Origin of the sequence: Pseudoalteromonas sp. CO342X, assembly GCF_004208915.1 — a bacterium.
Lineage (GTDB): Bacteria > Pseudomonadota > Gammaproteobacteria > Enterobacterales > Alteromonadaceae > Pseudoalteromonas > Pseudoalteromonas maricaloris.
On the sequence record NZ_SGPH01000032.1, the window covers coordinates 35714 to 59499 of the forward strand.

The 23786-nt window shown below is 38.9% G+C and carries 20 protein-coding genes, 1 tRNA gene and 1 pseudogene; 3 read left to right on the forward strand and 19 right to left on the reverse strand.

The window, feature by feature from the left end; translation table 11 throughout:
* The first annotated feature begins 8 nt into the window (after positions 1–8).
* A complete protein-coding gene (locus tag EXT47_RS14360; protein WP_165383821.1) occupies positions 9–1208 on the forward strand; it encodes a lipopolysaccharide biosynthesis protein in 1200 nt (399 codons plus the stop codon).
* A gap of 1 nt (position 1209) precedes the next feature.
* Positions 1210–1881 carry a sulfotransferase family 2 domain-containing protein gene (locus EXT47_RS14365; RefSeq protein WP_017217135.1) on the forward strand — a complete coding sequence of 224 codons (672 nt, stop codon included), beginning with the start codon at positions 1210–1212 and terminating at the stop codon, positions 1879–1881.
* 158 nt (positions 1882–2039) lie between these two features.
* Here the strand turns inward: EXT47_RS14365 and EXT47_RS14370 are convergent, their stop codons facing one another.
* The 19 genes and pseudogenes from EXT47_RS14370 to EXT47_RS14460 form a co-directional block, all read right to left on the reverse strand.
* Positions 2040–3911, reverse strand: coding sequence for a M48 family metallopeptidase (locus tag EXT47_RS14370; RefSeq protein WP_130126914.1), 1872 nt, complete (start codon positions 3909–3911; stop codon positions 2040–2042).
* A gap of 11 nt (positions 3912–3922) precedes the next feature.
* Positions 3923–4348, reverse strand: a pseudogene (locus tag EXT47_RS23865) (sulfotransferase family 2 domain-containing protein); the annotation flags it as partial.
* Positions 4349–4900: 552 nt separating this feature from the next.
* Positions 4901–6613: a hypothetical protein gene (locus EXT47_RS14380; protein ID WP_130126916.1), complete on the reverse strand. Its 1713-nt coding sequence runs from the start codon at positions 6611–6613 to the stop codon at positions 4901–4903.
* 435 nt (positions 6614–7048) lie between these two features.
* Positions 7049–9112: a secretin N-terminal domain-containing protein gene (locus EXT47_RS14385; protein ID WP_039494215.1), complete on the reverse strand. Its 2064-nt coding sequence runs from the start codon at positions 9110–9112 to the stop codon at positions 7049–7051.
* A 5-nt stretch (positions 9113–9117) separates the two neighbouring features.
* Positions 9118–9693: a hypothetical protein gene (locus EXT47_RS14390; RefSeq protein WP_130126917.1), complete on the reverse strand. Its 576-nt coding sequence runs from the start codon at positions 9691–9693 to the stop codon at positions 9118–9120.
* 2 nt (positions 9694–9695) lie between these two features.
* Complete coding sequence (locus EXT47_RS14395) at positions 9696–10265, reverse strand: hypothetical protein (protein ID WP_017217142.1); 570 nt, start codon at positions 10263–10265, stop codon at positions 9696–9698.
* Positions 10262–11365, reverse strand: coding sequence for a hypothetical protein (locus tag EXT47_RS14400; protein WP_130126918.1), 1104 nt, complete (start codon positions 11363–11365; stop codon positions 10262–10264). The genes EXT47_RS14395 and EXT47_RS14400 overlap by 4 nt, the downstream gene beginning before the upstream one ends.
* An 8-nt stretch (positions 11366–11373) precedes the next feature.
* Entirely contained in the window at positions 11374–12219 is an 846-nt protein-coding gene (locus tag EXT47_RS14405) for a type II secretion system protein GspK (RefSeq protein WP_165383822.1), read from the reverse strand.
* 37 nt (positions 12220–12256) lie between these two features.
* On the reverse strand, positions 12257–12946 hold the full coding sequence (locus EXT47_RS14410; RefSeq protein WP_130126920.1) for a type II secretion system protein J: 690 nt from the start codon (positions 12944–12946) through the stop codon (positions 12257–12259).
* Positions 12933–13343, reverse strand: coding sequence for a type II secretion system protein J (locus EXT47_RS14415; RefSeq protein ID WP_017217146.1), 411 nt, complete (start codon positions 13341–13343; stop codon positions 12933–12935). The genes EXT47_RS14410 and EXT47_RS14415 overlap by 14 nt, the downstream gene beginning before the upstream one ends.
* Positions 13330–13755 (reverse strand): prepilin-type N-terminal cleavage/methylation domain-containing protein, encoded by a 426-nt coding sequence (locus tag EXT47_RS14420; protein ID WP_017217147.1) that lies wholly within the window; start codon positions 13753–13755, stop codon positions 13330–13332. Before EXT47_RS14420 ends, EXT47_RS14415 begins: the two co-directional genes overlap by 14 nt.
* A gap of 3 nt (positions 13756–13758) precedes the next feature.
* Positions 13759–14955 carry a type II secretion system F family protein gene (locus tag EXT47_RS14425; RefSeq protein WP_017217148.1) on the reverse strand — a complete coding sequence of 399 codons (1197 nt, stop codon included), beginning with the start codon at positions 14953–14955 and terminating at the stop codon, positions 13759–13761.
* On the reverse strand, positions 14955–16595 hold the full coding sequence (locus EXT47_RS14430) for a GspE/PulE family protein (RefSeq protein WP_130126921.1): 1641 nt from the start codon (positions 16593–16595) through the stop codon (positions 14955–14957). Before EXT47_RS14430 ends, EXT47_RS14425 begins: the two co-directional genes overlap by 1 nt.
* Positions 16592–17008, reverse strand: a complete 417-nt coding sequence (gene gspG / locus EXT47_RS14435) for a type II secretion system major pseudopilin GspG (protein WP_052258245.1) — start codon at positions 17006–17008, stop codon at positions 16592–16594. The genes EXT47_RS14430 and gspG overlap by 4 nt, the downstream gene beginning before the upstream one ends.
* A gap of 4 nt (positions 17009–17012) precedes the next feature.
* Positions 17013–18071 (reverse strand): UDP-N-acetylglucosamine--undecaprenyl-phosphate N-acetylglucosaminephosphotransferase, encoded by a 1059-nt coding sequence (gene wecA, locus EXT47_RS14440; RefSeq protein ID WP_223193498.1) that lies wholly within the window; start codon positions 18069–18071, stop codon positions 17013–17015.
* Between the two features lie 112 nt (positions 18072–18183).
* The gene (locus EXT47_RS14445; protein WP_039494207.1) at positions 18184–19128 is read right to left on the reverse strand and encodes a Wzz/FepE/Etk N-terminal domain-containing protein; all 945 of its coding nucleotides are present in this window, start codon (positions 19126–19128) and stop codon (positions 18184–18186) included.
* Positions 19128–21755, reverse strand: a complete 2628-nt coding sequence (locus EXT47_RS14450) for an SLBB domain-containing protein (RefSeq protein WP_039494511.1) — start codon at positions 21753–21755, stop codon at positions 19128–19130. Before EXT47_RS14450 ends, EXT47_RS14445 begins: the two co-directional genes overlap by 1 nt.
* A gap of 130 nt (positions 21756–21885) precedes the next feature.
* Positions 21886–22677: a YdiY family protein gene (locus tag EXT47_RS14455; protein WP_130126922.1), complete on the reverse strand. Its 792-nt coding sequence runs from the start codon at positions 22675–22677 to the stop codon at positions 21886–21888.
* A 14-nt stretch (positions 22678–22691) separates the two neighbouring features.
* Positions 22692–23510, reverse strand: coding sequence for a mechanosensitive ion channel family protein (locus EXT47_RS14460; RefSeq protein WP_010368624.1), 819 nt, complete (start codon positions 23508–23510; stop codon positions 22692–22694).
* Between the two features lie 202 nt (positions 23511–23712).
* Here EXT47_RS14460 and EXT47_RS14465 point away from each other — a divergent pair.
* Positions 23713–23785: transfer RNA gene (locus EXT47_RS14465), tRNA-His, on the forward strand.
* Position 23786 lies beyond the last annotated feature (1 nt).

Consider the following 23786-nt stretch of genomic DNA (forward strand, 5'->3'; position numbering starts at 1 on the left):
TTCCACTATTGCTAAAACTGCTTACAACGGCACTAGGCTTTCTAGTTAATTGGTACTTTGCTCAAAAATTATCAACAGATGATTTTGGCCTATTTGCCTTATTTCAACTACTCATTCTGTTTATTGTAGCAATAAGTAAATGTGGACTGGACCAAGCTGCGGTTCGCTTCATTGCTTCACAGCAACAGGCTGATATTGCAAGGTTTTTACCGCGTGTATATGCTGTTTTCTTTACCTGCATTTCTATCACGGTAGTGACAACTGGATTATTCTGTCACTTTTATAGTTTATTATCCATTTCAGGTATCTCTACCTTTCAATTTTGGACATTACTGCATATAGCCTCATTTGCCACTGCAATAATCAATCTAAACGCATGCATTTTCAAAGGCTTATCAAAACCCAGCTTATTTACCACATTCAGTGGATTTGCTAGCCTATGTATACTGCTCTTTGGTGCTACAATCATGCATTTGAGCACTCTTACTTTGGTATTGTATCTTGTGACTAGCGCACTGTGCATTACAGCTATTACTAGCCTATTTATTGTAATTAAACTTCGTCCCCCTAGCACCACGACACCCCAACCACGCTATTCATTCTGGATAAGTGCAAAAGCGTTTTGGATTAGTGGTTTAGTTTATTTAGTGGTACAACAAGGGAGCCAACTATACCTAAGTACACAAGTGTCTCTTTCGCAACTTGGCGTTTATGCCATCGTAACCAAGCTAGCGATGCTCCCAAGTATTTTTTTGTTTGCCTTAAATAGTGTAACGGCCGCAAAGTTCGCAAAAAGCTACTCACAACACCGTCTAGATGTAGTAAAGCAACTGTTTTCACTTAGTCAATCAACATCTATTTTCGTCGCCGCAATCACAGTTTTACTGTTCTATTTTTATTCAGAATATTTATTAGGTATTTTTGGCGAGGATTATAAACAGGGTGAATTATGGTTACTGGTACTTATAGCTGGTCAAGTTATTAACCTTATTACGGGACCTGCAATCACACTGTTAACGATGAGTGGCCAAGAAAAAACCTACCAAAATATTAGCATATTCACTGCTGCTATTACTGTTATATTGGCCATGCACCTCATTACTAATCATGGTCCACTGGGCGCTGCTATTACAACAGCCATTGCAATGAGCACGCAAAACCTCCTCGGATATTACTTCGCAAGATACAAAATACTTAGGAATCATTAATATGATATCTCACCAGCATCGCTGCATCTTTGTTCACATACCAAAAGTTGCAGGTCAAAGTATTGAAAGTGCATTTCTTAATGAACTTTCCTTAACCTGGGAAGAAAGAGCGCCACTTTTACTCAAAAAAAACAGTAACCCCAAGAAAGGTCCTCCTAGACTCGCTCATTTAACCGCCAGCGAATATGTGCAACTTGGCTACATAACTCCTGAGCAATTTCACGATTACTATAAATTTAGTTTTGTGCGCAACCCTTGGAGTAGGTTGGTATCAGAATATACATACAAGCAGCACCCGTTTAGCTTTAAGCACTTTGTACTGGATTACCTGCCTAGCTGCGACTCTGATGATTATCAGAACCATATAGGGAACTTAAGGCACTTAGTTCCACAACATTGTTTTCTCTATGAAGGAAATGATTGTTTAGTAGATGCTGTTGGTAAATTCGAAAACTTAATGAATGATTTTGAAACTATCAGCCAACGCGTTTTTGGACATGTTGTCGATTTGCCATACAGAAATAAAACAACAAAAAGACACCCACTGCTAGAAAAGTTAATTGGTAAGAAAGTAAAACCTTCTTACCAATCCTACTTTGACAATGAAACAGTTGAATTTGTTGCTGACTTTTACAAAAGGGATATTGAGTTGTTTAAGTACCAGTTTGAATAAATGCATATTTTTATGCATCGCGATCACCAAATAACATTGATGCCAATCACGTCAGTTAGATTTTTACGAGGTCGACAATCGTGAGAGATTGTGAGCGCCATCGGTGTTATTGAGCGATTGGCATCATGTTATTCCGCATCATTAGCTTATTTAACTATCTAGAATAAAGTTATTGAATGTTTACTCGCATATCTCTGAATCATGGATTTAGACTCCTTACAAAGCAGGTTGACACTATCAATAACGCTATTCTCTAGTGCACTTTCAGCAGCCAGTGCTTCAACTTCTCGCCAATAGCTAATATTTTGCGTCAGCAACTGCTTTTCGAAACTCTTCACTAAGTCTGCAAGTATTACGTCATTGATTTTATCTTTATCCATTACACTTAAGAGCACGGTCTGTATAGCTTCTCTTAGTAATTCTGGATGCTTCGGTGTGATAAGTAGTTTATCGATACCGACGCTTTGCTCCTTTACTGCAATATTAGGCAAAAATGCCGCTAAATGAGATGTTCTATTTGATTGATTCTCTGCGTCAAGTACTGCTGTATTTCCAAATACTTCAAACTCAAGTTCTGCTAATGGGATATGACAAGGAATAGAAAACAAATAGTCACTGTCACGATCAACAAACCCATAAACTAAATACGTTAAAAGCGGGTCAAATTGATTGTAATTAACGAAAACCTCGGCTTCAGCGTTACTAGGTACTGCCGATACTGATATACCTTTGTCACTCAACTTATATGGTGATGCACCACATCTATGGTTAAAAAAATCAATGATAGATAATAGACCTGAGATATGTCCCTCTTCTTTTCTCTTATATAACCTACTCTCATAAGCAAATTTTCTAGAGCCAAAAAAGCTCGAAATAAAGAGCTCATCCCACTTTCCTTCTAAGGCTAACTGTTTATGTATATTTACCTTGGCATTAAAACTTTTGCCATTACAGAGCTTTATAAGCAAACCGGTATCTTGAGATAAAGAGAAAAAAGGACACTCCTCTTTCCACTGTGTTACTTTATCTGCTTTATTGTAAAGCTCTACCATCAGTGACATCGTTTTGACCGCTGTTGGATTTAATAGCTCTTTTTTTGGTGTCGAGATTAGTGTATTTCCATTTACTTCAAACTCAAAATCGTCTAGTAAAGGCATACATTCCAGTGGAATATCAATAAGTACCTTAGGTTGCTGATTAAAGGCTTTAATACTTAAATTACCTTGGCAGGCAACTAATCTTAAATCCTCTGAAACACTTCCACCGTAACGCTTGATTTCTTCAACTAACTGTCTAATGATTTCTGCAACTTCATTGCTATCGGATACAATCAACTCCTCAGGCTTTTCTGCTGTGAGTTGTTGCTGAATTTGCAAGCCTTGCAAATATTGAAACCAATCTTGATGCGAAAATCTATTGGAAAATAACCCCAACATATTCATAAACCAACTTTGTTTATCAGCCTCTTTTAGCATTACTAATAGGTTTTTCGCCTCTTGTTCAGGAAAAGCGCTGCTTTCTCCTTCGATAATCAGCATTTGCTTTTCAAAGCTAGTTTGATCGCCTTTAGCCAAATGTGCTCTTAACGTAATAACTAAGCCTAATGCAGCGTAATCCGAATAGGCCATAAGCTTGGCAGCTAATGAGAGCGCTAAATCGTATTGATTTAGGCTAAAAGCTAACTCCGCAGCTGCGACCCGCATTTGTATATTATCGAAGCCAGGGGCAAACTGAAGTGATAGCTCGAAAGCTTGCAGGGCCTGAAGTTGATACTTATCACCTAAGTTTTGATAACAAATACCTGCATTTCGATACAGAACAGCTTTTTGGCTCGATGTAGCAGCTAACTCTGCGGCTTTTTTGAGATTTATGGCGGCTAAACCATATTGCCCCACACCATGTTGAGCCATGCCAAGCAGCTCTGTAACTCTAAAACCACTGTCATGATTAACTAATTTTTTTGCTAGCGGAAGTGCTTTTTTATACTTCTGTTTTTCTATTAACAACTCTAGCTGGGCTAAATCTTTCATTTTTTTTCCTGTTATTCAAAGCGATAAGAGAGCAGCTCTATATCACGAGCAGAGAACCTTGCAATAAACTGAGCCCCTTTATCGCTGTATGCACTCTGATAGTCTACCTTATTCTTATTACATAAGTTTAACACTTTCTTAGATGAAGACTTATTTACATGAGGTAAAAGTTCATCATGACCAAAAAGTTGTAGAGATAATGCCTTAAAGTCTTCATTTATCATTTCAAATCGACCGATGAAATCAACTTTAAATACATCTCTGTGATCAAATATACACTCAGTTTGAGGAATAATATGTCGATATAAATCATCTCCATTAGCATAATTGTCGTGTGTTTCTACTGGAAACCTTTTTAGCAAAAAGTCATCAAAACTACAATCATGCTGGCGATAACAATATTCAGACCAAACTCTTTGCCAAGGATTCCTAACAAAGGCAAATTTGAAGAGTTCTCATCATAGTCCACCTCCCCCTGTCTACCAATACGGGTTTTCACACCACATGGCCACCGTGTTTTCATCAGACAATTTGTGAATTTGTTTAAGATATTCGAGGTAGGCGGGGATAGGCTTGGCACCAGCGCCTTTATCGCCATAGTGCTGTTTGAATCGGCCTTTAGGTGCTGTCAATCAATGAATTTTGCTAGCTTCGCGAGTTCATAACGCGATGAAACGATATCAATAAGCTCGACTTGAAATTGGTGTTTTTGTGGTGTTTGCGTGGTTGGTTTTGATTTCATTTTTACACTCAAATTGCAATGTTTTAGCTGTGTGATTCAAAAAAGCGGTAATTTGAGGGTAGTAAGATCGTTTAGATCTTCAACTAATTCAATAAATTAAATTGGTTTCAGGCGCGAGTAATTATTCCGTGCTAGGTATCTTGTAGCAAAAAGCAACTGTTTAAATTTATGACGTAGTTTTATTTTTCTCTAACAACAAAAAGGCGAGCTAAGCTCGCCTTTTATAAACTAGAACTAATATCAAATATTAGTTGTTAGTTTTGAAAGTACCTAAGTGGATACGGTCTTGGCCGTCAACATCAACCTTAGCACCGCCGTATACGTGAACGTCTCTTGAAGGAACGTTAGTAACGATTTCTAGTGCTACTTTGAAGCCAGACTTCTCTGAATCATAGCCTTCAGCTTTAAGTGCATCAGTAACGATGTTAAGCATGTTTCTTACACCTGGTTTAGCGTCTTTAACACCTGCAGCCGCTAGTGGTTGCCATGCGTTGTGCTCGTCTTCAACCATGTAACGTACAGTGATGTCACCAGTACGAGTACCAGCGTTAGTGTGACGTAGAATTGGTTGAGTGTTCGGACCAAACGGCATGTAAGGAACGATAACTACAGAACCATTAAGCGTCCACGCACCTGCGTTTGTAGCAGATAGCGCTGGCATGTTTACAGCAGCTGTAGAGAATGCTTTGTTGTCTTTAACATCAACAGCAACAGTGAAGTCTTGAACTGGAATCATTAGATTCTCAAGTTTGCCTTCATCGTAACCAGGAACGGTAAATGTGATTGTTGCAGAAGTATCAACTGCACCAGTTACTGTGCTAACTACTGTTAGTTTAGTAAGTTCTGTATTTACAGCGTAAGACTTAGCAGCGTCGTCTGTTAAGCCAGCAACTTTCACAGCTTTACCAAGTTCAGCAGAGCTTAGTTTACCATCTTTGTTGGTGTCGATGTCATCATCTAGCATCCAAGAGAAGTCACCAGTAATAGTGTAATGTACTTCAGCTGGAGTAAGCTCTAGGTTGTCAGTGTTTTTCTTCATTGCAACTACTAGTGCATCGCTAGTACCAGTAGCAAACTCTTGACGATCTTTACCTACATCGATAGCTGCATCTAGAAGAGATGAAACTGACGCTGTGTATTGGTTTACAAGTGTAGTAATAACACGAGCAGAAGCCACATCGAAGTCAGTACCAGAAGTGTTAGTTGCGAAAGAATCAACACTTACCGCTGTGTCTGAAGAAAGACCTTTAGAGTCAAGGAAAATACCACCTAATTGTAGTACTGCACCACCTTTAACAAAGTCGTTTTTCGCGTTTACTGTTTGAACAGTAAAACGTACACGGTCTGCTGTGATATCTAGGATATCAAAAGAGAAGTTAACTGGAGCAGTGCTCAGACCATCGTTACCAACAGTGATTGTTGGAGCAGTTGTCTTAGTAAGGTCAACTTTAGCACCAGAAAGGTTTACAGTGATAGTATCTTCATCTTTGTAACCACCGATACCAGCAACGATAACAGGCGTGATTTCAATCGCTTTAACTGAAGAGTACTCTAGACCATCTTTAACGCTTGATGTAGATAGAGTTGGTTTAACAGATGCTGTACATAGACCATTAGCAGTCATCTTAACTTCATTTTTGTCAAGACCGCTTACTACTGTAAATGCTGCTTTATCGCCAGCTTTACCAGAAGCTGCAACAGTATATTTGCCGCCCGCACCGTCGTCATTAGTAAGTGAAACACCTAAAGCTGACGCTAATGCTGTACAGTTATCATCAGCTGCACCATTAAAAACACCATCAGCACCTAGTGCTTCACCAGCTACACCTTTAGCATTTGCTGTGATTGCTTTTTCAACGTCAGCTTGAACAGCTGATGATGCTTTGGTGTAAATTGTTGCAGCGTTTGCAGATACTGCTACGCCAGATACTGCTAGCGCTAGTAGAGTTCTTTTGAACATATTTCCATTCTCCAAGTTTCATGAAACTGAAATAATAGTTTAGAGTGTTCTATCATTTCAAATAATTTACTTGTTATTGTACTTAGGCCGTCGCCTAAGCAACAACCAAACAAATTAAGCAATCGAGAGTGTAACCATTGTTTTATAAATTAGTCAACATCGGCACCACTTTTCGACTACAAAATAAACAACTTACTAAATTATCCATTTTTCAGTTGCTTTCAATTTGCTTTGTTAGTTATAAGTTAGTTAACAAAACAAGAATCGTACTGAGTGTACTCAAGTTTCTCCCAGCTATCAAGCGAAAATAGCGTAATAAATATATAATTTTCCTAATTTTGAAGCTATTCGAACCTATGTGTACAGCGTTCTGTATTTCCACACATAAAAATACTACGACAAGTCTAGATCATTATTATGACAAGTAATGAACACCTAAAACGAAAGTTGCTCAAACTTAGTCCTAAACGCTTCTTTTATGTCTTTCCATTCGTCGTTAGATTGAATAACGCGTGGCGTAACGAGAATAACCAACTCCGTCTTATCGCCATCTTTAGTATCTGCGGAGAATAATTCGCCCAAAATTGGCAGATCTTTAAGTATGGGTACACCAGAGTCATTTAATGAGCGGTTTTCACTGATAATTCCCCCAAGCACAATAGTTTGGCCACTTTCAGCAACCACTTCTGTCTTTATGGTTCTGTCAAAAAGTGATGGATTTCCACTTGTCGAGGTAGTCTGCTGTAATTCATTTGAGACTTTCTGAGATATCTCCATGAGTACAACACCTTGCGCGTTCACCGTTGGCTTTACATCAAGCTGCAGACCTGTCTTTCGGTATTCAATTGATGTGGTTTGCCGCTCTCCATTAATTGGGTCTGAAGTTGTCTGGCCTATAATTGGAATATCTTTACCTACATTGATCGATGCTTGCACACCATCTCTTACAACGATAGATGGGCGGGATAAAATATTCACAAGCGAGTTCTTCTCAAACAAATTAACGGCGACTTTCCCCCTATCTCCGGTCAGGGCATAGGATAATCCGCCAAAGCCACCTTCCCCCATAAAGGCACCTTCCGTGCTTAAGCTATAATTACTGCTTCCTTTAAGTAGAAACTCCACCCCTTGTTTAAATTCATCTGTCATAGACACTTCAGCAATTACCATCTCAAGCATCACCTGTTTTGGTAATATATCTAATCGCTTAACTAGTGGTAGAATTTGTTGGTAGCTTTCCCCCGTTGTATAAAAAATAACGGAATTAGAGCGTTCGTCAATAACCATTTTCAGGTCTTTATTTGATGCGCTTGTAACACTTGGGCGTGACGCGCTTGAAGAGGCCTCATTGGCGACAGAAGTTGAGTTGGAGAAACTCCCTCCATTACCAATTAACGCTTCAAGGCTTTCTCCCATATCCACTGCACGTGAATATTTAGGTTGGTAAATAAAATACTGTTTTTCAGCCGTATTAATCGGTTTATCCAGTTCTTCAGCCCAAAACACGACCCTGTCTAATAATGAGCGCTCATTCGCAAACATGATCAAGCGATTCTGCTGCTCTATATTAACCACGGTTACGGTGCCAGCCGTTGAACTCCCGGTCTGTAGGGTGATCCCTTCTTGTTTAAGCAGCTCTGTCAAACTGTCTAACATTTTCTTTGTTGGCATATATACAGATTGGTATACACCTATTTCACGGTTAGCAAGACTAGGCCTGTCGAACATATTTATGAGCTCAAGCGCTCTAATGATCTCGTTTCTTTTTCCGTATACATTTATGGCATTTCTCTCTACATCAGAAGAGGCTTTTATACCGAGCATTTGCCTTAATGTGTTCGCCATCCCCATTTGCATACCATAAGTGAATGGCACCATTTGAATAATTTCATTACTGGTTTGAGGTACATCATCTACAGACTTTCCATATCCAAACACTACATCTTTAAGCGTGCTATTACTGTCTTCTTTTTGATGCACGTAAAAAATATTATCTCGAAACCTTAACACGTAGCCTTTTTCTTCCAACAGCTCGCGTGAAAGTAGAAATAACTTTCTTTCACTCACTTGATCTTGAATATTAAGCGTTATGGTTTGATTATCATCTTTAAGCTCATCAGATAACACATAATTTAGTTTCAGCTGATCGCCTAAAACATAATGTAAAAAGTGAATTATCCTAAGCGATTCTGCACTAACAGAGAGCATTTCTGTATTTGAAAACCTATCGATAACATCATCTGTTACTTTTGATTCGTTGATGTATGTACGATATTTTGGCAAAAATTGTAGCGAACCATCCGCTATCCTTTCTTTATTGTTAACGCTTGTTTCGCCAAGAAGTTCAGCCCCCTCAACTTCAGTATTACGAATATTTTGCTCGATATAGGATTTGTCAACATTATACACTCCGACATCTTTGGGATTTGTGGACTTGCATGCCGAAAGAGTGAGTACCGTGATCATACTAAAGCAGAATGACTTATTAATTTGTTTCATGAGCTTTACTGCACCTCTTGTGAAGCTGTTGGAAGTTGGAACATCGTTAACTGTATTTTTTGTTCACGGCTTTCAATTGTTCGAGTTAGTTCTATACTCAATGTGTTGATCACTCTGACTTTAAAACTAAACAAATCACTATTATTTGTCACCTGTGAAATAGATAACTCACCAGTTTGCTTATTTTCCACTTCAATAATAACCTGAAAACTTTCGCCTTTACTGATAACTGCCTTCAACTTTAGAACATTGTTATCAACAAAAACTTCTGTCAACGAACCACTTTGGGTGTATTCGTCTTCTTTTGTAAACTGTTTTTCTACCGGCTCAGACGATTCGACTTCTTCATATCTATATCCATCAAAACTTTCTTTATACTTAGATATAGTTTGGTTTGAAATCCCCCACTGAACTCGTGCCAATGCGCTAATATCGACTTCATTAGGCGATATTTCGCTTGATGCCCAAAAGGCTTTATCACTGAAGTCTATAGCACAAAAGATTATGGTTAGACTCATGGTTAGCATAACAATTTTTGGATAAATCCCGCCCACTTTGGCATTCATATTAGCTAGAACCATGATTACTCCTGAAAACCGGCACTATTGGGATCAAAATAAAACTTACGATTAAGGTATACACTAAAAATGCCAAGCTGTTGTTCTCTTTGACCCCGAAAAGATAATCTAAACTCAGAGTCAATTGCTAACTTATCTTTAGCTTTTATATCGAGCAAATAGTCAACAATTTTATCGCCATCCCCTTCTATTTGAAGCTCTAAATCTAATCGGCCAAGTCCAGAAATTGGTTCGATAAAAGGCGTTTTCCAACCAAAACGTTTAATTCGCAACTCTTGACTTTCAGCTAAAGACTGCCATCTAGTTTGCTCTTCTAACTTAAAGTCTTCTATATTTTCTACTTTATACAGTAACCGCTCAACATCATCAGCAACTACTTGGAGTTGCTCTGAGGTTGCATTAATATGTTCTTTATTTTCTATAACTGATTTTGCCTTGTTCAACTTCTTTTGAGCCAAAAGGAGCGCTTCCCCTTTTGATTCTTGCCAACTTAATACTGGCACCACAACGAAGTTTAATATAACCAAACACGCGATTATAGTTAATGAAACACGGTATTTATATAACTCTTTCATTTATTTACCTTTTCAATAACATATGTGTTGCTTAACGTAAAACTAATAGTAAACCTTTCATTTGCCCGACTTTGGACTACAGGTAAATCAAACTTGGCATCACGAACGCTAGGGTGCTCTTTGACAATAGCCAATATATCTGTTGCCTTTTCGGCTTCAGCTCTAAACACAAACCGCCCTGACTCAAACAATAGGTTCGACATTTTTACCTTGTTAAATACATTTGTCATGACATAAAGTGCAGCTGGATAGTTTGCATCTTGAGATACAAGACGGTTAATTGCATCTAACTTCGTTTTGGTTTCATCAAACTTATTTTGATTTTCAATTAATGAAAAAGCAGAAGACTCGATCGATTGGTATTTAGAAGTGACATAAAGCTCTTTCCCGATTAGATATAAACTAGATGCAGACAAATATATAAACAAAACCAAAGAAAGCGGTAGTATAACGCTATTTGTAAGCTTTATCTTGTCAATCCCAGCCGCTTGACTGTTAAAAAATGACAAGCAAAGTCTAAGTGAGTTAAAGCTCGCCAAATTAGTAAGACTATTTATTAAAAGTGAGTTGTCAGCTGATTTAAACTGTTGAGAAAAGTGCTGGGGTTCACCGATTGAAAGCAAAAATTTTTCGGCTGAATTAATCAGGCCAAATTTCCTCGTAACCTGAAAACTTCCTTCTGAAAAGCTCATATAGTAACTGCTGCGATGCCCTTCTACCTCCAGAAATCTAAGCTTATTTGCACACAAATAAAATAGCGCTTCAGGTACAGTGAATACACCTTTTGGCACTGCATCACTGAACCGCCAATAGTTTACCTCAGTTTTTTGAGAGAGCTTTTTACCAACAGTCCAAAATTGCCCTGTGTTGCGCTTAAGCTTTAATGCTCTTCTTACGTCAGCATCCGTGGTAAAAGGAACCGTTCTCAACTCTGTTTTGTAATGGTCACTAGACACGATCACCACTAAAGGAGTTATCTCTTTTTGCTCAACCACACATAGCTGCTTTTTATTAAAGTCAATTGCCTTTAGTTCACCATCAAAATAGTAAACTCCTTTACTTAGCAATTTATTGCACAGATTTTTTATTTTGCTTAACAACTTAATCACTACCTTATGCTGGACTCTTCTAATAACACGACCGGTTTTTTGCTCTTACTGTATGGACTCACATTCAATACATACTTTCTTCTGATAGTGATGTCCTGTTCAGAATATTCTAATAAAACGCTAAACCAGTTTGAAGGAGAAAAACGAATACCATCCCCCCTGACGACCCCAGTCAAATTTTGAAATTGATTAACCGTCAGCTGACCATTATCCCTTAAAGCTACTATATTATCACCATAATCTTCGCCCACCTCTGCTCTCAAAAGGTTGTCAGGCGCTGTTAACGGATTGAACTCACCATTAAAGTGGGTAGTAAATAACGAAGTTACCTGCTTGAGCATTTTCTCATCTAAAGAACTAAACCAGCTTAGTTCACTAATCTGACTCACCAACCCATTTCTTATTTTATAGTCTACTACTCCATCGATACCGACATCAGCGGTAGAAGAGTCTTCATCTTGCCAATCTCGCAGAGCGCTTATTAACTTTAGCGCTTGAGTTTCGTTCATCCCTAGCGCCTTTAATGCACGTGTCATTCTCAATGAACTATAGTGATGTATACTAATTAACCCTGCATGGTCTTGAATAGAGGCATACACGTTTCCCTCTAGCGGAAATTTCTTTCCATGTAGATTCCAATTTCGTCGGTTGTCTTCTTGGTCAAAATTGTTGTGAGCATCGACCAACTGCTTCGAATTCGTCAACAATTGGAACTCAACTTCTGCTTTAGCTGATTGCAATGCAGCTTCTGCATTTGCTCTGAGCTTTACTCTTTCAGTCTGCTTGATTTTAGCGCTATTAACTTGCTGAATGTACAAAAGGAAGAGCGAAATCATGGCTACCATGATAAGGACCTGTACTAATGCGATGCCACAACACATTCTAGACTTCATCCAGTAGTCTCCCGATATAAGGAGAGATATGTCGATGCGCCCCTTTTTCCGTATCCACCTTTATTACGGCACTTCCCTCCTCGGTTGCTATGCTCACAAGAATGTATAAAGGCAGCAATTGCGTGGCACTTGAAGAGTACTTTTCCATTAAATTAGGGGTTGTGCCAGTACTTCCCGATTCTACTTTTTCGGTAATGCTATTCCAACCATAATATTGAAAGGTGACGTGCTTTATGTTATTCAGCAATACAACACTTTTCTCAAATTCAATTGTATCTGTAGTCTCTAAAAGCCTCATTTTATTAAAGTTATTGTACTGATAAACTAATTGAAAGCCCTCACCTTCTGGCTCTATAAGTATGCGAAAAATTTCCTCTTCATACATCAGACCTCTTTTTGTATATCCTAACAAAGCGTCGTTGTTACCTTCAAATAAGATAGTAGGGGTCCGAGGTGAGGTTGAAGTATTATAGATAACAAAGGGAGATATGCCTTTAAAAATAGATTGTAAAGCAATAAGACCAGAAGACAGTGATTCAACTTTTGAGAAGGAGCCTAACTCTTTATTCCAACGGTTTGCAAAAAACTGATAGCTAAAGCTACCTACTAGCATCAAACTTGACATAACCGCCATAGCTATTAGCAGCTCCACAAGTGTGTAGCCTTTAAGACTTTTCATGCCAATACAGCTCTTTGAATTTCATTGTGTCAACTAACCTTCCAAACTGAAAAGTGGCAGAAATTTCTAGCACTTCAAATTTGTCTTCAAAATATTGCATTTGGTTTTCGTCAAAATTAAATACCGCCGGAGGTGCGCCTTTCTTAATCACATTAGCTTCCCAGCTCACCATAACGCCCATATTCGAAAAGCTTCCTTTTCTTTCTCCTTTCCTAACTTCACTTGAAATGAAATCCAACGATAGCATCTTAATCGCTGAGATTTTTATATGGTCCGCAGCTTTCTCCGATGAGATAATTGCCCCTTGAAAAACTTGTGTGCTTAACGCGATAGTCGAAAAAAGAATTATGGACGCAATTAATACTTCGATCAGTGTAAAACCCTTAATTGAATGCATTTACAGGCAGTCCTTTATATTCAGGCCACATTGAGACAAGTTCGATTGTACGCATTTGGTCATTCACGTAATAATTCAAACTTCTTGCACTGCTATCCCCTGTAGCCCCAATCTCAATTTCTCCAGTTTTAAATCGAAGCACTCTAAACTCTTTTTTAACAATCTGTTTCCCACTTATCTCTCTAACAACCAGAATGTTATTTGCTTCGGTGCGAAATAATACTCTCTCATTAAGCCAAAATGCTGTTTGACTGGCATTCTCAAATAGCTTAAGGATTTGAGCAGCTTCTATTTTAGCTTCTGTTTTTTCTACCTGAGAAATTACCATTGGACCTACAAAACTACTAAGTAACCCAATCAATACCAAGACGACCAGCAATTCAACCATAGTAAAGCCACGGCTCGTAGACATTATCTAAATCCCAATGTCATTCATTGATACCATACTCAGTAACATCACAACTACAACTCCCCCAACGAGTAGGCCCATAATCAATATCATAATAGGCTCGAGTAAAGACGTCAGTTTTTGAGTCCAGGATTCAAACTCACTTTTTGAACGGTCAGCAATTTCATTAAAGATCAGCTCTAAATTATTGGATTCTTCACCTACTTCCAATAACGAAACAAAAAATGCAGGATAGAGATCTGTTTGATTTAAGGAAGAAGATAGTTTTTCACCTTCATTAACCTTTTTTCTAGCCACTTCTATTTGATTGGCTAACTCGATATTACGTAAGTTTTTTTGTGCAAACCCTATCGCCTTGTCGACGACGACCCCTGACTTTATCATCATCGTTAAAGCACTATTAAAGCGAATACGTTCGACCAATAAGATAAAATGGGAGAGCACCGGGATTCTTAAAGACTTTAAGTTCAGCCACGATTTGAAGGCATTGTTTTTTTTTGTGAAATTAACTATCCCATAAGCTGATAACAAAACTCCACCAATTAAATAAAACTGATAATTTTGCATCCATTGACTGGCATCTAACATGAGAGAGGTATACCAAGGCAGCTCTTTCATTCCTTCAAACATCACTGCCATTTTAGGAATAATAAAGTTAAATATAAAAAATACACTGAGTATACAAACAGCAAAAATAACTGCAGGATACGTAAGTGAAGATATGATCTTATCTTTCAGCTGCTTTTTAAACTTTAAATCGTCCGCTAGGTCCTTAAAGACTGCACTCAACATCCCCGACTCTTCACCTAATTGAATAAGGTTACAATAGAGGTCATCAAATATCGGTGAACTTTTTTTAAATGCTTCAGATAGCTTTTCACCCGACTTAATTGCGCTTAATATTTTTTCAATTAATCTGACCAATTGAGGCTCAGATTTAGAGTTTTTAATAATCTCTAAACTCTTATCTATTTTGACTCCAGAGGCCAAAAGTAAGCTGAGTTCAGATGTCATAAATTCAAGTTCTGACAAGCCAACTTTACTGCCTCCAAAAAGCGTTATCCCTTTTCGCTCTTCCTTTAATTCAATTACGGTTATATCTTGCGCTTCCAACAATTCAATGGCTTGAGTTTTGTCTTCTGCCTCTACATTCCCTTTAAGCTTTGCACCACTGCCATCATAGCCTCGATATATATAGTTCATTAACCCGCAACCCTGAGTACTTCCGCAATCGTTGTTTGTCCCTTAATAACTTTTAATAATCCGTCTTCAACAAGTGTTCTTCTACCTGAAGCTAAATTGTGTTGTCTTGCAACTGTAACGAAGTTACTGTCTTTTGGAGTACTTCTTATAAAATCGTCACAAGGTAAATATTCGATAATGGCAAGCCGGCCTTTAAAGCCTGTAAAACCACAATTTTCACAACCTACACCGGCCTTCGGCTGTAGAGTTTCATTGCATTTGTCTGCAAGATCATGAAGCAGGTACTTCTCTATAATTTCTTGCTCCAAATTCACGGGCTCAGAGCAATGAGAACAATTTTTTCTTACTAAACGCTGGGCGACAATAGAGACTAAAGCTGCATTTAAAAGAAATTCTTCCACACCTAAGTCTAATAGCCTAGTATAAGCACTCGCAGCATCGTTAGTGTGAACAGTTGAGAATACCAAGTGCCCAGTCAACGCTGACTGCAACGCTATTTGTGCAGTTTCTTTATCTCGAATCTCACCTAACATTATTACATCAGGGTCTTGACGCACTATAGAGCGTAAACCAGACGCAAATGTAAAACCAATATCGCTATTAACTTGTACTTGGTTGATTCCAGGCAGTTGATATTCTACAGGGTCTTCCAAAGTAATGATCTTTACATCATCATTGTTTAGTTCATTAAGAAATGTATACAGTGTGGTTGTTTTACCGGACCCTGTAGGGCCTGTCATCAGTATAACTCCCGCAGTCTTCTTAATATCTGCACGTAAAGCGGTTTCTATATCTGATGATAGCCCTAAAACATTTATATCGTAAGTGACATTCTCTTTACGAAGAAATCGCATTACGACCGACTCACCTTCGTTTACAGGTAACGCAGAAACACGAATATCAATTTCTTGACCAGCAAGTTTAAGCTCAATTTTACCATCCTGCGGGCGGCGCTTTTCAGCAATATCCATCCCAGATAAGATTTTTAATCTGGTAACTACAGGCAGCTGCATCGATGACGGGAGTTTTTCTATATCCAGTAGTACACCATCGACCCGATAGCGAACACGACAACGCCCTCTAAAAGGTTCAATATGCATATCCGATGCACCTTCCCTCAAGGCGCGAGTCATTAGGGAGTTCAGCAAATTAACAATCGGAGCTTCTGATGCTAAATCCCTTAGCCTTTGTTCTTCTGAACCCGAACTAACCTCATCTACGTTGCTTTTATTTGTAGAGTATTCAGAAAGAATTGATTTAACTACAGATTCCGACGCTATTTTGATAGTACAGTTGATTTCATGCTCTGCAAGCCAGTTATTTAAAACTGGATTCAACGGATCAGAAGTAACAAACTCAAGCGTTTCATTTTCACCTCTCAGAACAAGCCAGTTGTGGCTAGCAAAATAGGTGAAATATTGATATTCAACAAAAACTGAAAACTCCGAATTGATATCAAACAGAGATAGCTCTAGATATGACGCTAAAATATCAGGAATTAGGCTGTCATCTAAAATGCCCATATTCACCAAAATCTCTTCTAGCTTTCCACCAAACTTTTCTTGATATGTCAGAGCTCTGCGAACATCTGAGTCCTGTAGTTCATAGTTATGGACTAGAAAATCACTAAATAAACTCATTTGTGAATAATATCTCGGTTATCACCTTCACCACCCTCTTTACCATCAGCACCAAAGCTAAACAGTGAATATGGTTCACCATTATTTCCTGGTTGAGAATAATTATAACTATTACCCCATGGATCCAAAGGGATGTTTTTTGGTAAATAAGGTCCATCCCACCTTGGATTGTCACTCTCTCTTAGCTCGTTTAAGCTTTGTGGGTATGTACCAATATCAAGGCGGTAAGTATCAAGTGCAGTTTCAAATGCATTCATCTGTGCCGCAGCGATATCTCGAGAGGCGCTTCCAAGCTTGTTGAAAAATTTTGGTGCCACTAATGAAGCTAGCAAGCCTAAAATTACGATCACAATTAACAACTCCATCATGGTGAAGCCGTTATGTTTATTCTTTGCCTTCATATTGTTTTTCATTGAACTACTCTTTAATTTTTTTGATAAAGACGTGCTTTCTTAAAAACCGTGCTACCTTCCATGCATGTTGAATACAAGCAGAATAAGCAACAAAAATACCGATAAATAAGACTAACATAAACCAATGGGGAATACCTATCAACTCTCCAACAATCCCTATCGACGCAAGAAATACAGCCAACATTGATATCGTAATTAAGGCCTTTCTGGAGCTAAAACCTATACGCATGAAGACATGATGTAAATGATCTCTGTCTGCTTTGAATGGAGAATGGCCTTTTTTAACACGCCTAATGATAATTGCCATCATATCCATCAGTGGAATAGCAATTATCCAAAGCGCAGTAACTGGACTGAAAGCGTTATCTACTTCTGATTGAGTAGCTATCATTAACAACCAAATAACGCTCAGCCCAATGAACATAGAGCCCGCATCACCCATAAATATTTTCTTATTTCTGTGACCCAGTACGCCTAGGTTAAAGGCGAGATAAGGAACTATGGTTGCAATAATGATTAACGGTAAAACCGACAACTGCCCACCATTAACCCCCATTAATATTAAAATGGCTGCAAACGTTGTAATACTCATAGCACCAGCTAGGCCGTCTATACCATCAATCATGTTAAAGGCATTTATAGCAGCAATAACAGCAATGACTGTAAAAGGAATCCCTAACAACCCTAAGTCAATAGAGCCAAATCCAAACAAATTGCCCAAGTTATGAATATAAGCGTCAGATCCCCACATCATAATGAGTGCAACTAACGCCTGAACACCTAAACGGATCTTGACTCCTAATTGGCGATAATCATCAATTACCCCAAGAAGGACGATAGCAGCAGCACAAATTAAGTAAACTATCAGCTTTTTCTCAAGTGGCAAAAACACAATGATTGAAGCCAACACTGCCACAAAAATCGATACACCACCGATAAGCGGAATAGCACCCACATGCTTTTTTCGGCTGCAGGGTACGTCAACTAAGCCAAAACGCTCAGCGACAGGCTTAATCATAAAAATTGAACAGTACGATGCTAAAAATGCAAAGAAAATGACCATAAAGATCCACATGCTTCCATCATTATCTAATTAACGCGCCATTGTAATAGAAATTAAATTTAAACTAAATTGCCAATAACACTAAATAACAACTATCTACCCTACCCAAAAATTACTTTCTGAGCACAAAATGTCTGAATAATAACAGAACAAACGCAAGTACGCTGCCTAAGAAAGTAATAGCAAGGCAAATCAATGCACGCTTTGGTCCAGCTTTTTGGATCGGTAGAATGGCAGGATCAATTGTCTTAAACACATATTGTGACTGTGTTTGCGCTAGCATCTTTGCCTGCTCTTGTTGCTCGATCAGCTGGTAAAATATCTTCTGCATATCTGCAACCGATGTTTCCGCTAATGCTTTTTTTAAATACTCTATTTTTACATTGGACTCTGCTACTGCCTCAGCTTTCATGTAATCGTTAATTTCCACAACGATGTTTTCAACCATTTCCTTCGCTAAGTAGGGGGAATAATGAGTCATTGCAATAGTAATTAGTCCTTTTTCCTTTTCTTCAATCACAGCTAAGTTTTTTGCTCTGATATGTTCATATACTTCTTGAATGCCTGGCTCGGGCTTAAAAGGTGCTGCAACATCTCTGAGCCAAGTACCAGCTTCTTTATCATAAACTTTACCATTGTATATCAGCTGATTACTACCCAGATCCCAGCCTTCAGTAGCTAGTAGTTTTGGCTTTAACTCATATTTTTCAACAAAGTTATTTAAAAACGAGCGGCTTTGCATTACTTGAAGCGCAAGAGCAGATTTATCACCTTTTCTTCCCCCCAAATTCACCCCAGCCATTGCAGCTAAGCCGCCAAACTCCGATTTCAAATTTGAGAGCATGCCGCCTTGAGTATCTTCAACAGGTGAAAGTAATACTGTCGCTTTATAAGTATTCGGTAGAGAAAGTGCAAAAAACACACTGGATACAGCAAATACAGCAGTGATTAATATAATTAGCCACTTTCCCCTCCAAAGCACTGACAAAATTTCAGTCAAATCAACTTCATTTTTTTTAATGATATCAGCTTCAGTCATCTGTTTATTGTTATCCATTATTTGTTAAGCGTTGCAATTGAAGCCGCAGCTAAGCCAAGCTGATAAATAATCTGTGTCGCTGTACTCCACAGTGTCAAGCTATCAATATGTTGAGCGTCTAGAGGTACAACGATCGTGTCGCCCGGCGCTAGTTGGCCTCCATGGCTGCTGACTGCAAACCATGATCCTGAACTTGGTAATTCAACTGAACCATTGGCTTTTATGATATAAATACGCTCATCATCCGCTTTTTGCTTTAATCCACCGCTCGCTTTAATGTAGTCATCAACAGACTTGGATGAATCGAATAAGTGCGTTGCAGCCAGATTAACCTCACCAATGACACTAACAGAGTCTTGCATCGCTGGGATATATAACGCATCACCATCTTCTAACTGCAAAGATTGGGTCGAACGTTTATCAAGATCAATAACCAAACGTCCTAACGCCTCAACCTTCGATAAATCTTTTAATATTTGATCCATATCTTCATATGGCATAGAAGTATTTGCAGTGGCACTTTTTTGGAAAGTATTAGTAATGATATCGCGTCTTAACTCTTGAGTTAGGCGTTGAATTTGAGAAGTTTCTTTACGCTTGATAGATTCACGCGTAAAAATTGCCGCTTCTTTATGTGCAAATTGATTAAAGCCACCAACTCTTTCTAGTAGGCTATCAAGTGTCTCACCACGCTTAATGGTGTACGTCCCAGGGAACTTAACCTCGCCAACAACCTTTACTTGTAGTCTTTCTTGCCAATTAGGTCTTGGGAAAATGTTAACAGTATCTTTGCTCGTCAGTATTTGAGTTGGATTAGCCAACTCGTTCAACCCGTTGAGCTGGATATGTTCCACCTGTTTACCATCATTATAAACAACTCGAGTTAGCTCAACCTGCTCGAGATACGCAGCTTCTAGAAATCCACCGCCAGCTTGCACCGCCTTTTGGAAATCTGCATTTTCAGATAATGGATAAACACCAGGAAACTTTACTTGACCGTTTACCGCAAACAATTTTGCAGGTTCGCTAGGTGTTGCCTGCCTCTGTAGCTTAGCAACAATTGGCGCAAGTAGCTTTTGACGACTAAATACCGCATAGTCTTCTTCTTCTACTTCTTCAGGCTTTTGAAAAAGTGCATCAATACTTGTGATTAATTTAACTTCTTCCTCAAGCTCAAATAGTTCATCTTCTTTCAAACCAATATATTTTAAGAACTCATCACGCTCAAATTGCTCCCATAACTTCACGTTTTCGCGTAGTTTCAGTTGCTCTTTGTTATACGCGAGGTCTTCTAATAACTGTTCTTCTTCTTCTTTAAGCTGATAACGGCTAAATACGACGATTGTATCGTTAGACTCGAGCTCTATATCTCCCGCTTTACCGTTAAAAATATCTTGTAAAGAAAACTGATGGATAGCGATGTCGCCTTCAAAGTTAACTTCACGAATAATCAATGAGTAGCCAAAATCTGCAATGGATAGCAAGTCTTCACGTGGCGCACTGAAGATATCTTTGAGTGTCTTACCCTGATGCCATTCATAATGACCTGGGCTGGTTACCGCACCAACAACAGTAACGGTATTTTGGAAACGAGTTGAAGCAGCGTTGACCGAAATCTCATCACCGTTTTGTGGTTTGTAGCTTGTGTTTTCAGTAAAGTTGTAGTTTAGGGTGATGCGCCTTCCATCACCGTTGTAGCGTGAGACAACTACTTTCGATTTATTTGCATTGGCTTTGAAGCCTCCTGACATAGCCATCACACTCTCAAGCGAGTCAGATTCTTTAAGCTCAAAGATAGCTTGACGGTTAACTTCACCTTTTACTTTTATTTTCTTAGCTGCTGGCGGAATAAAAACAACATCACCAGGCTTTAAAACTACATCATCAGAGCTATCACCAAATAGCAATAAGTCATAGAGATCGAAGGTAGTAACTAGCTTACCAGCCCTTTTGACTTGGATTTTTCTCAGCGAACCATTATCACTCACTCCACCAGAAACAAACAGAGCGTGTGTGACAGTGGCGAGAGGAGACACTGTATAGCTACCAGGCTTATAGGCTTCACCCACTACCATAATACGCATAGGGTTAAGCTCACCCATCGAGACGAAAGCTTGAACACCGATCATTTCCTCAGAGATTTTTTTCGAGATCAGTGCTTTCAATTCCTTAAATGATAAGCCAATTACATGAATTGGGCTTAGGTTAGGAATTGCGAGACGTCCTTCACGATCGATTTGTACTTCGTGCTCTTCATTGGTTTTACCATACAGGTTGATTTTTACTGTATCTCCAATCCCAAGCAAGTAAGTATCAGGAATAGCAGCCAACTCAGAAGGAATAAAAGTCGTAGGCTCACCAGCAAAGAGTTCATAACCAAAAGGCTTAAGCTCTTCTAACTTTGGTTTGAATTTATCCTCTTCTTCTTCCTCTTCCAGTAACCCCTTTTTGTCACGTGGTAAAATCGAAGATTCCTTCTCTTCGTTCTTTTTATCACCTTTTTTGTTGTTATCTAACGCACTTACATCGAAACCATAACGTTTTGCTAAGGCTTCTTGTTGTGCTTTGGGGAGCTTTTTAAACTGCTCTATTTGCTGTTTACTGGGTGTTACCGCTATTGTTTGATGTGAGATCAAAAAAAGCATTGAGAGGAGTAGTAGTCTGAGGAACTTCACGTAAATCTCTTCCATTGTGGATTTTTGTTAAACTTCAGGCATTCTACCGAAGTTTGGAAGAATTAAAAGGGCACTGAGGTGCCCTTTGGCAAGATACTTGTTAGAAACTGTAAACCAAAGTAAGTGAGGTTTCTGTATCCGTATTTTCTTTATCGTCTGCTACGTCTGAGTTGTGGATGATATTGTATGCCACTTTCATCTGTAGAGAGCCGTTGATTTTAGTCAACAATGCAGTCTCTGACGTTGTCTTGGTGTTGGTATCACCATATTCAATCGCGATAAGCTGTGTAAAACGTGCGTTTTCTGAGATCTGCCATTGGTAATCTAGTTTACCAACACCGATGAACTCGCTTTCAGAAGTACCAGCAAGTAATTCTCCGTCATCGTCAAGTTCAGTGCTATCGTCTTGGTGCTCAAAACGTTTTACACCGGGACCGATTTCAGCGTTAAGGTACATGTCGTCGTTTTCGAATAAACGTTGACCGTAACCCACTGAAATAACAGCTTCACTGCGGTAAGCACCAAAGTAGTCTGAAACATAAGAACCAAACACGAATAAATGGCTGTTATCTTCATTTAACTTGTAGTTACCTTGAACTGATGCTGAGTATTTTTCGTTAGTACGAGATGTAACATCTATACCGGCATCGTTTTCACGCGTGTCTTCTTTGTAGAAGCCATCTAACTTGTACTCATTATTCCAGTTAGTTAGGTTGTGCTTAGCTTTGATCCCACCTTTTAGGGTTGTTGTTTCTGTGTTACCACTGGTGATAATCGCACCCACTTCACTGGTTACATCCCAAACTTTCTTTGGCTTCTTAGCTTTGCTTTCTGCCGCTGCATTAGCGCTTGCTGCAACAAGAATACAACAGGTTAAAACCTTTAATTTCATTTCTAACTAACCTTTTACTGATCTTTGTGTAGGTGAACATCCATTTGCGGGAATGGAATGGTGATATCGGCTTCGTCTAGCGCAATTTTAATATTTTCCACAAGAGTGAAATACGTTGGCCAGTATTCTTCTGTTTTAACCCAAGGGCGAACGACAAAGTTAACACTTGAATCCGCAAGCTCTAGTACCGCAACATTGTACGCAGGTTCTTTAAGAATTCTTGGTTCATTGTCTAGTACAGACTTTAATACTGCTTTTGCTTCTCTTAGATCTGCGTCATAACCAACACCAATAACAAGGTCAATACGACGTGTTTTTTCACGCGAGTAGTTAACGATTGCACCAGACATAATCGAAGAGTTTGGCATTACAATCACTTTGTTATCAGGAGTACGTAGCTCAGTAGAGAAGATTTCTATCTTTTGTACGCTACCCGCTCTACCGCCAGCTTCAATATAGTCACCTGACTTGAACGGACGTAGCATAATAATAAGTACACCAGACGCAAAATTAGAAAGTGAACCTTGCAGCGCAAGACCAACAGCCAAACCTGCAGCACCTAGAATAGCAATGAATGAGGTGGTTTCGATACCAACCTGAGATAATGCCATAAGCAGTGTCGCGGCAAACACAATCGCATAAGCAATATTGGCAACGAATGAGCCTACCGCTTTATCTACTTTGCGTTTACCAAATGCTTTTTCGGTGAGATCAGCACTGAGCTTAGCTAGTTTTAAGCCAACGAAGAAAATTATTAGTGCTATAACGCCTTGAAGCACATAGTGTAAGATTAAATCTGAGTTCTCATTAACCCATTTCCAAACAGCTTCCATACTCATCCCCCTTTTTATATTAAGCAGTTATTTATCATTAGATCGGCTGAATCATACATAGGATATATGAATATTTGCTGTATGCGGAAATAATCTCCGAAAAAAAAACTTTTATTAAGTTTTTTCGATATTTCCCTTTGCATTTGGAAAAAACTTATGTATTATGCGCGCCACACCAGACAAGGTGTTCAAGTCTTTTGTGGCGGCTGTAGCTCAGTTGGTAGAGCCCTGGATTGTGATTCCGGTTGTCGTGGGTTCAAGTCCCATCAGTCGCCC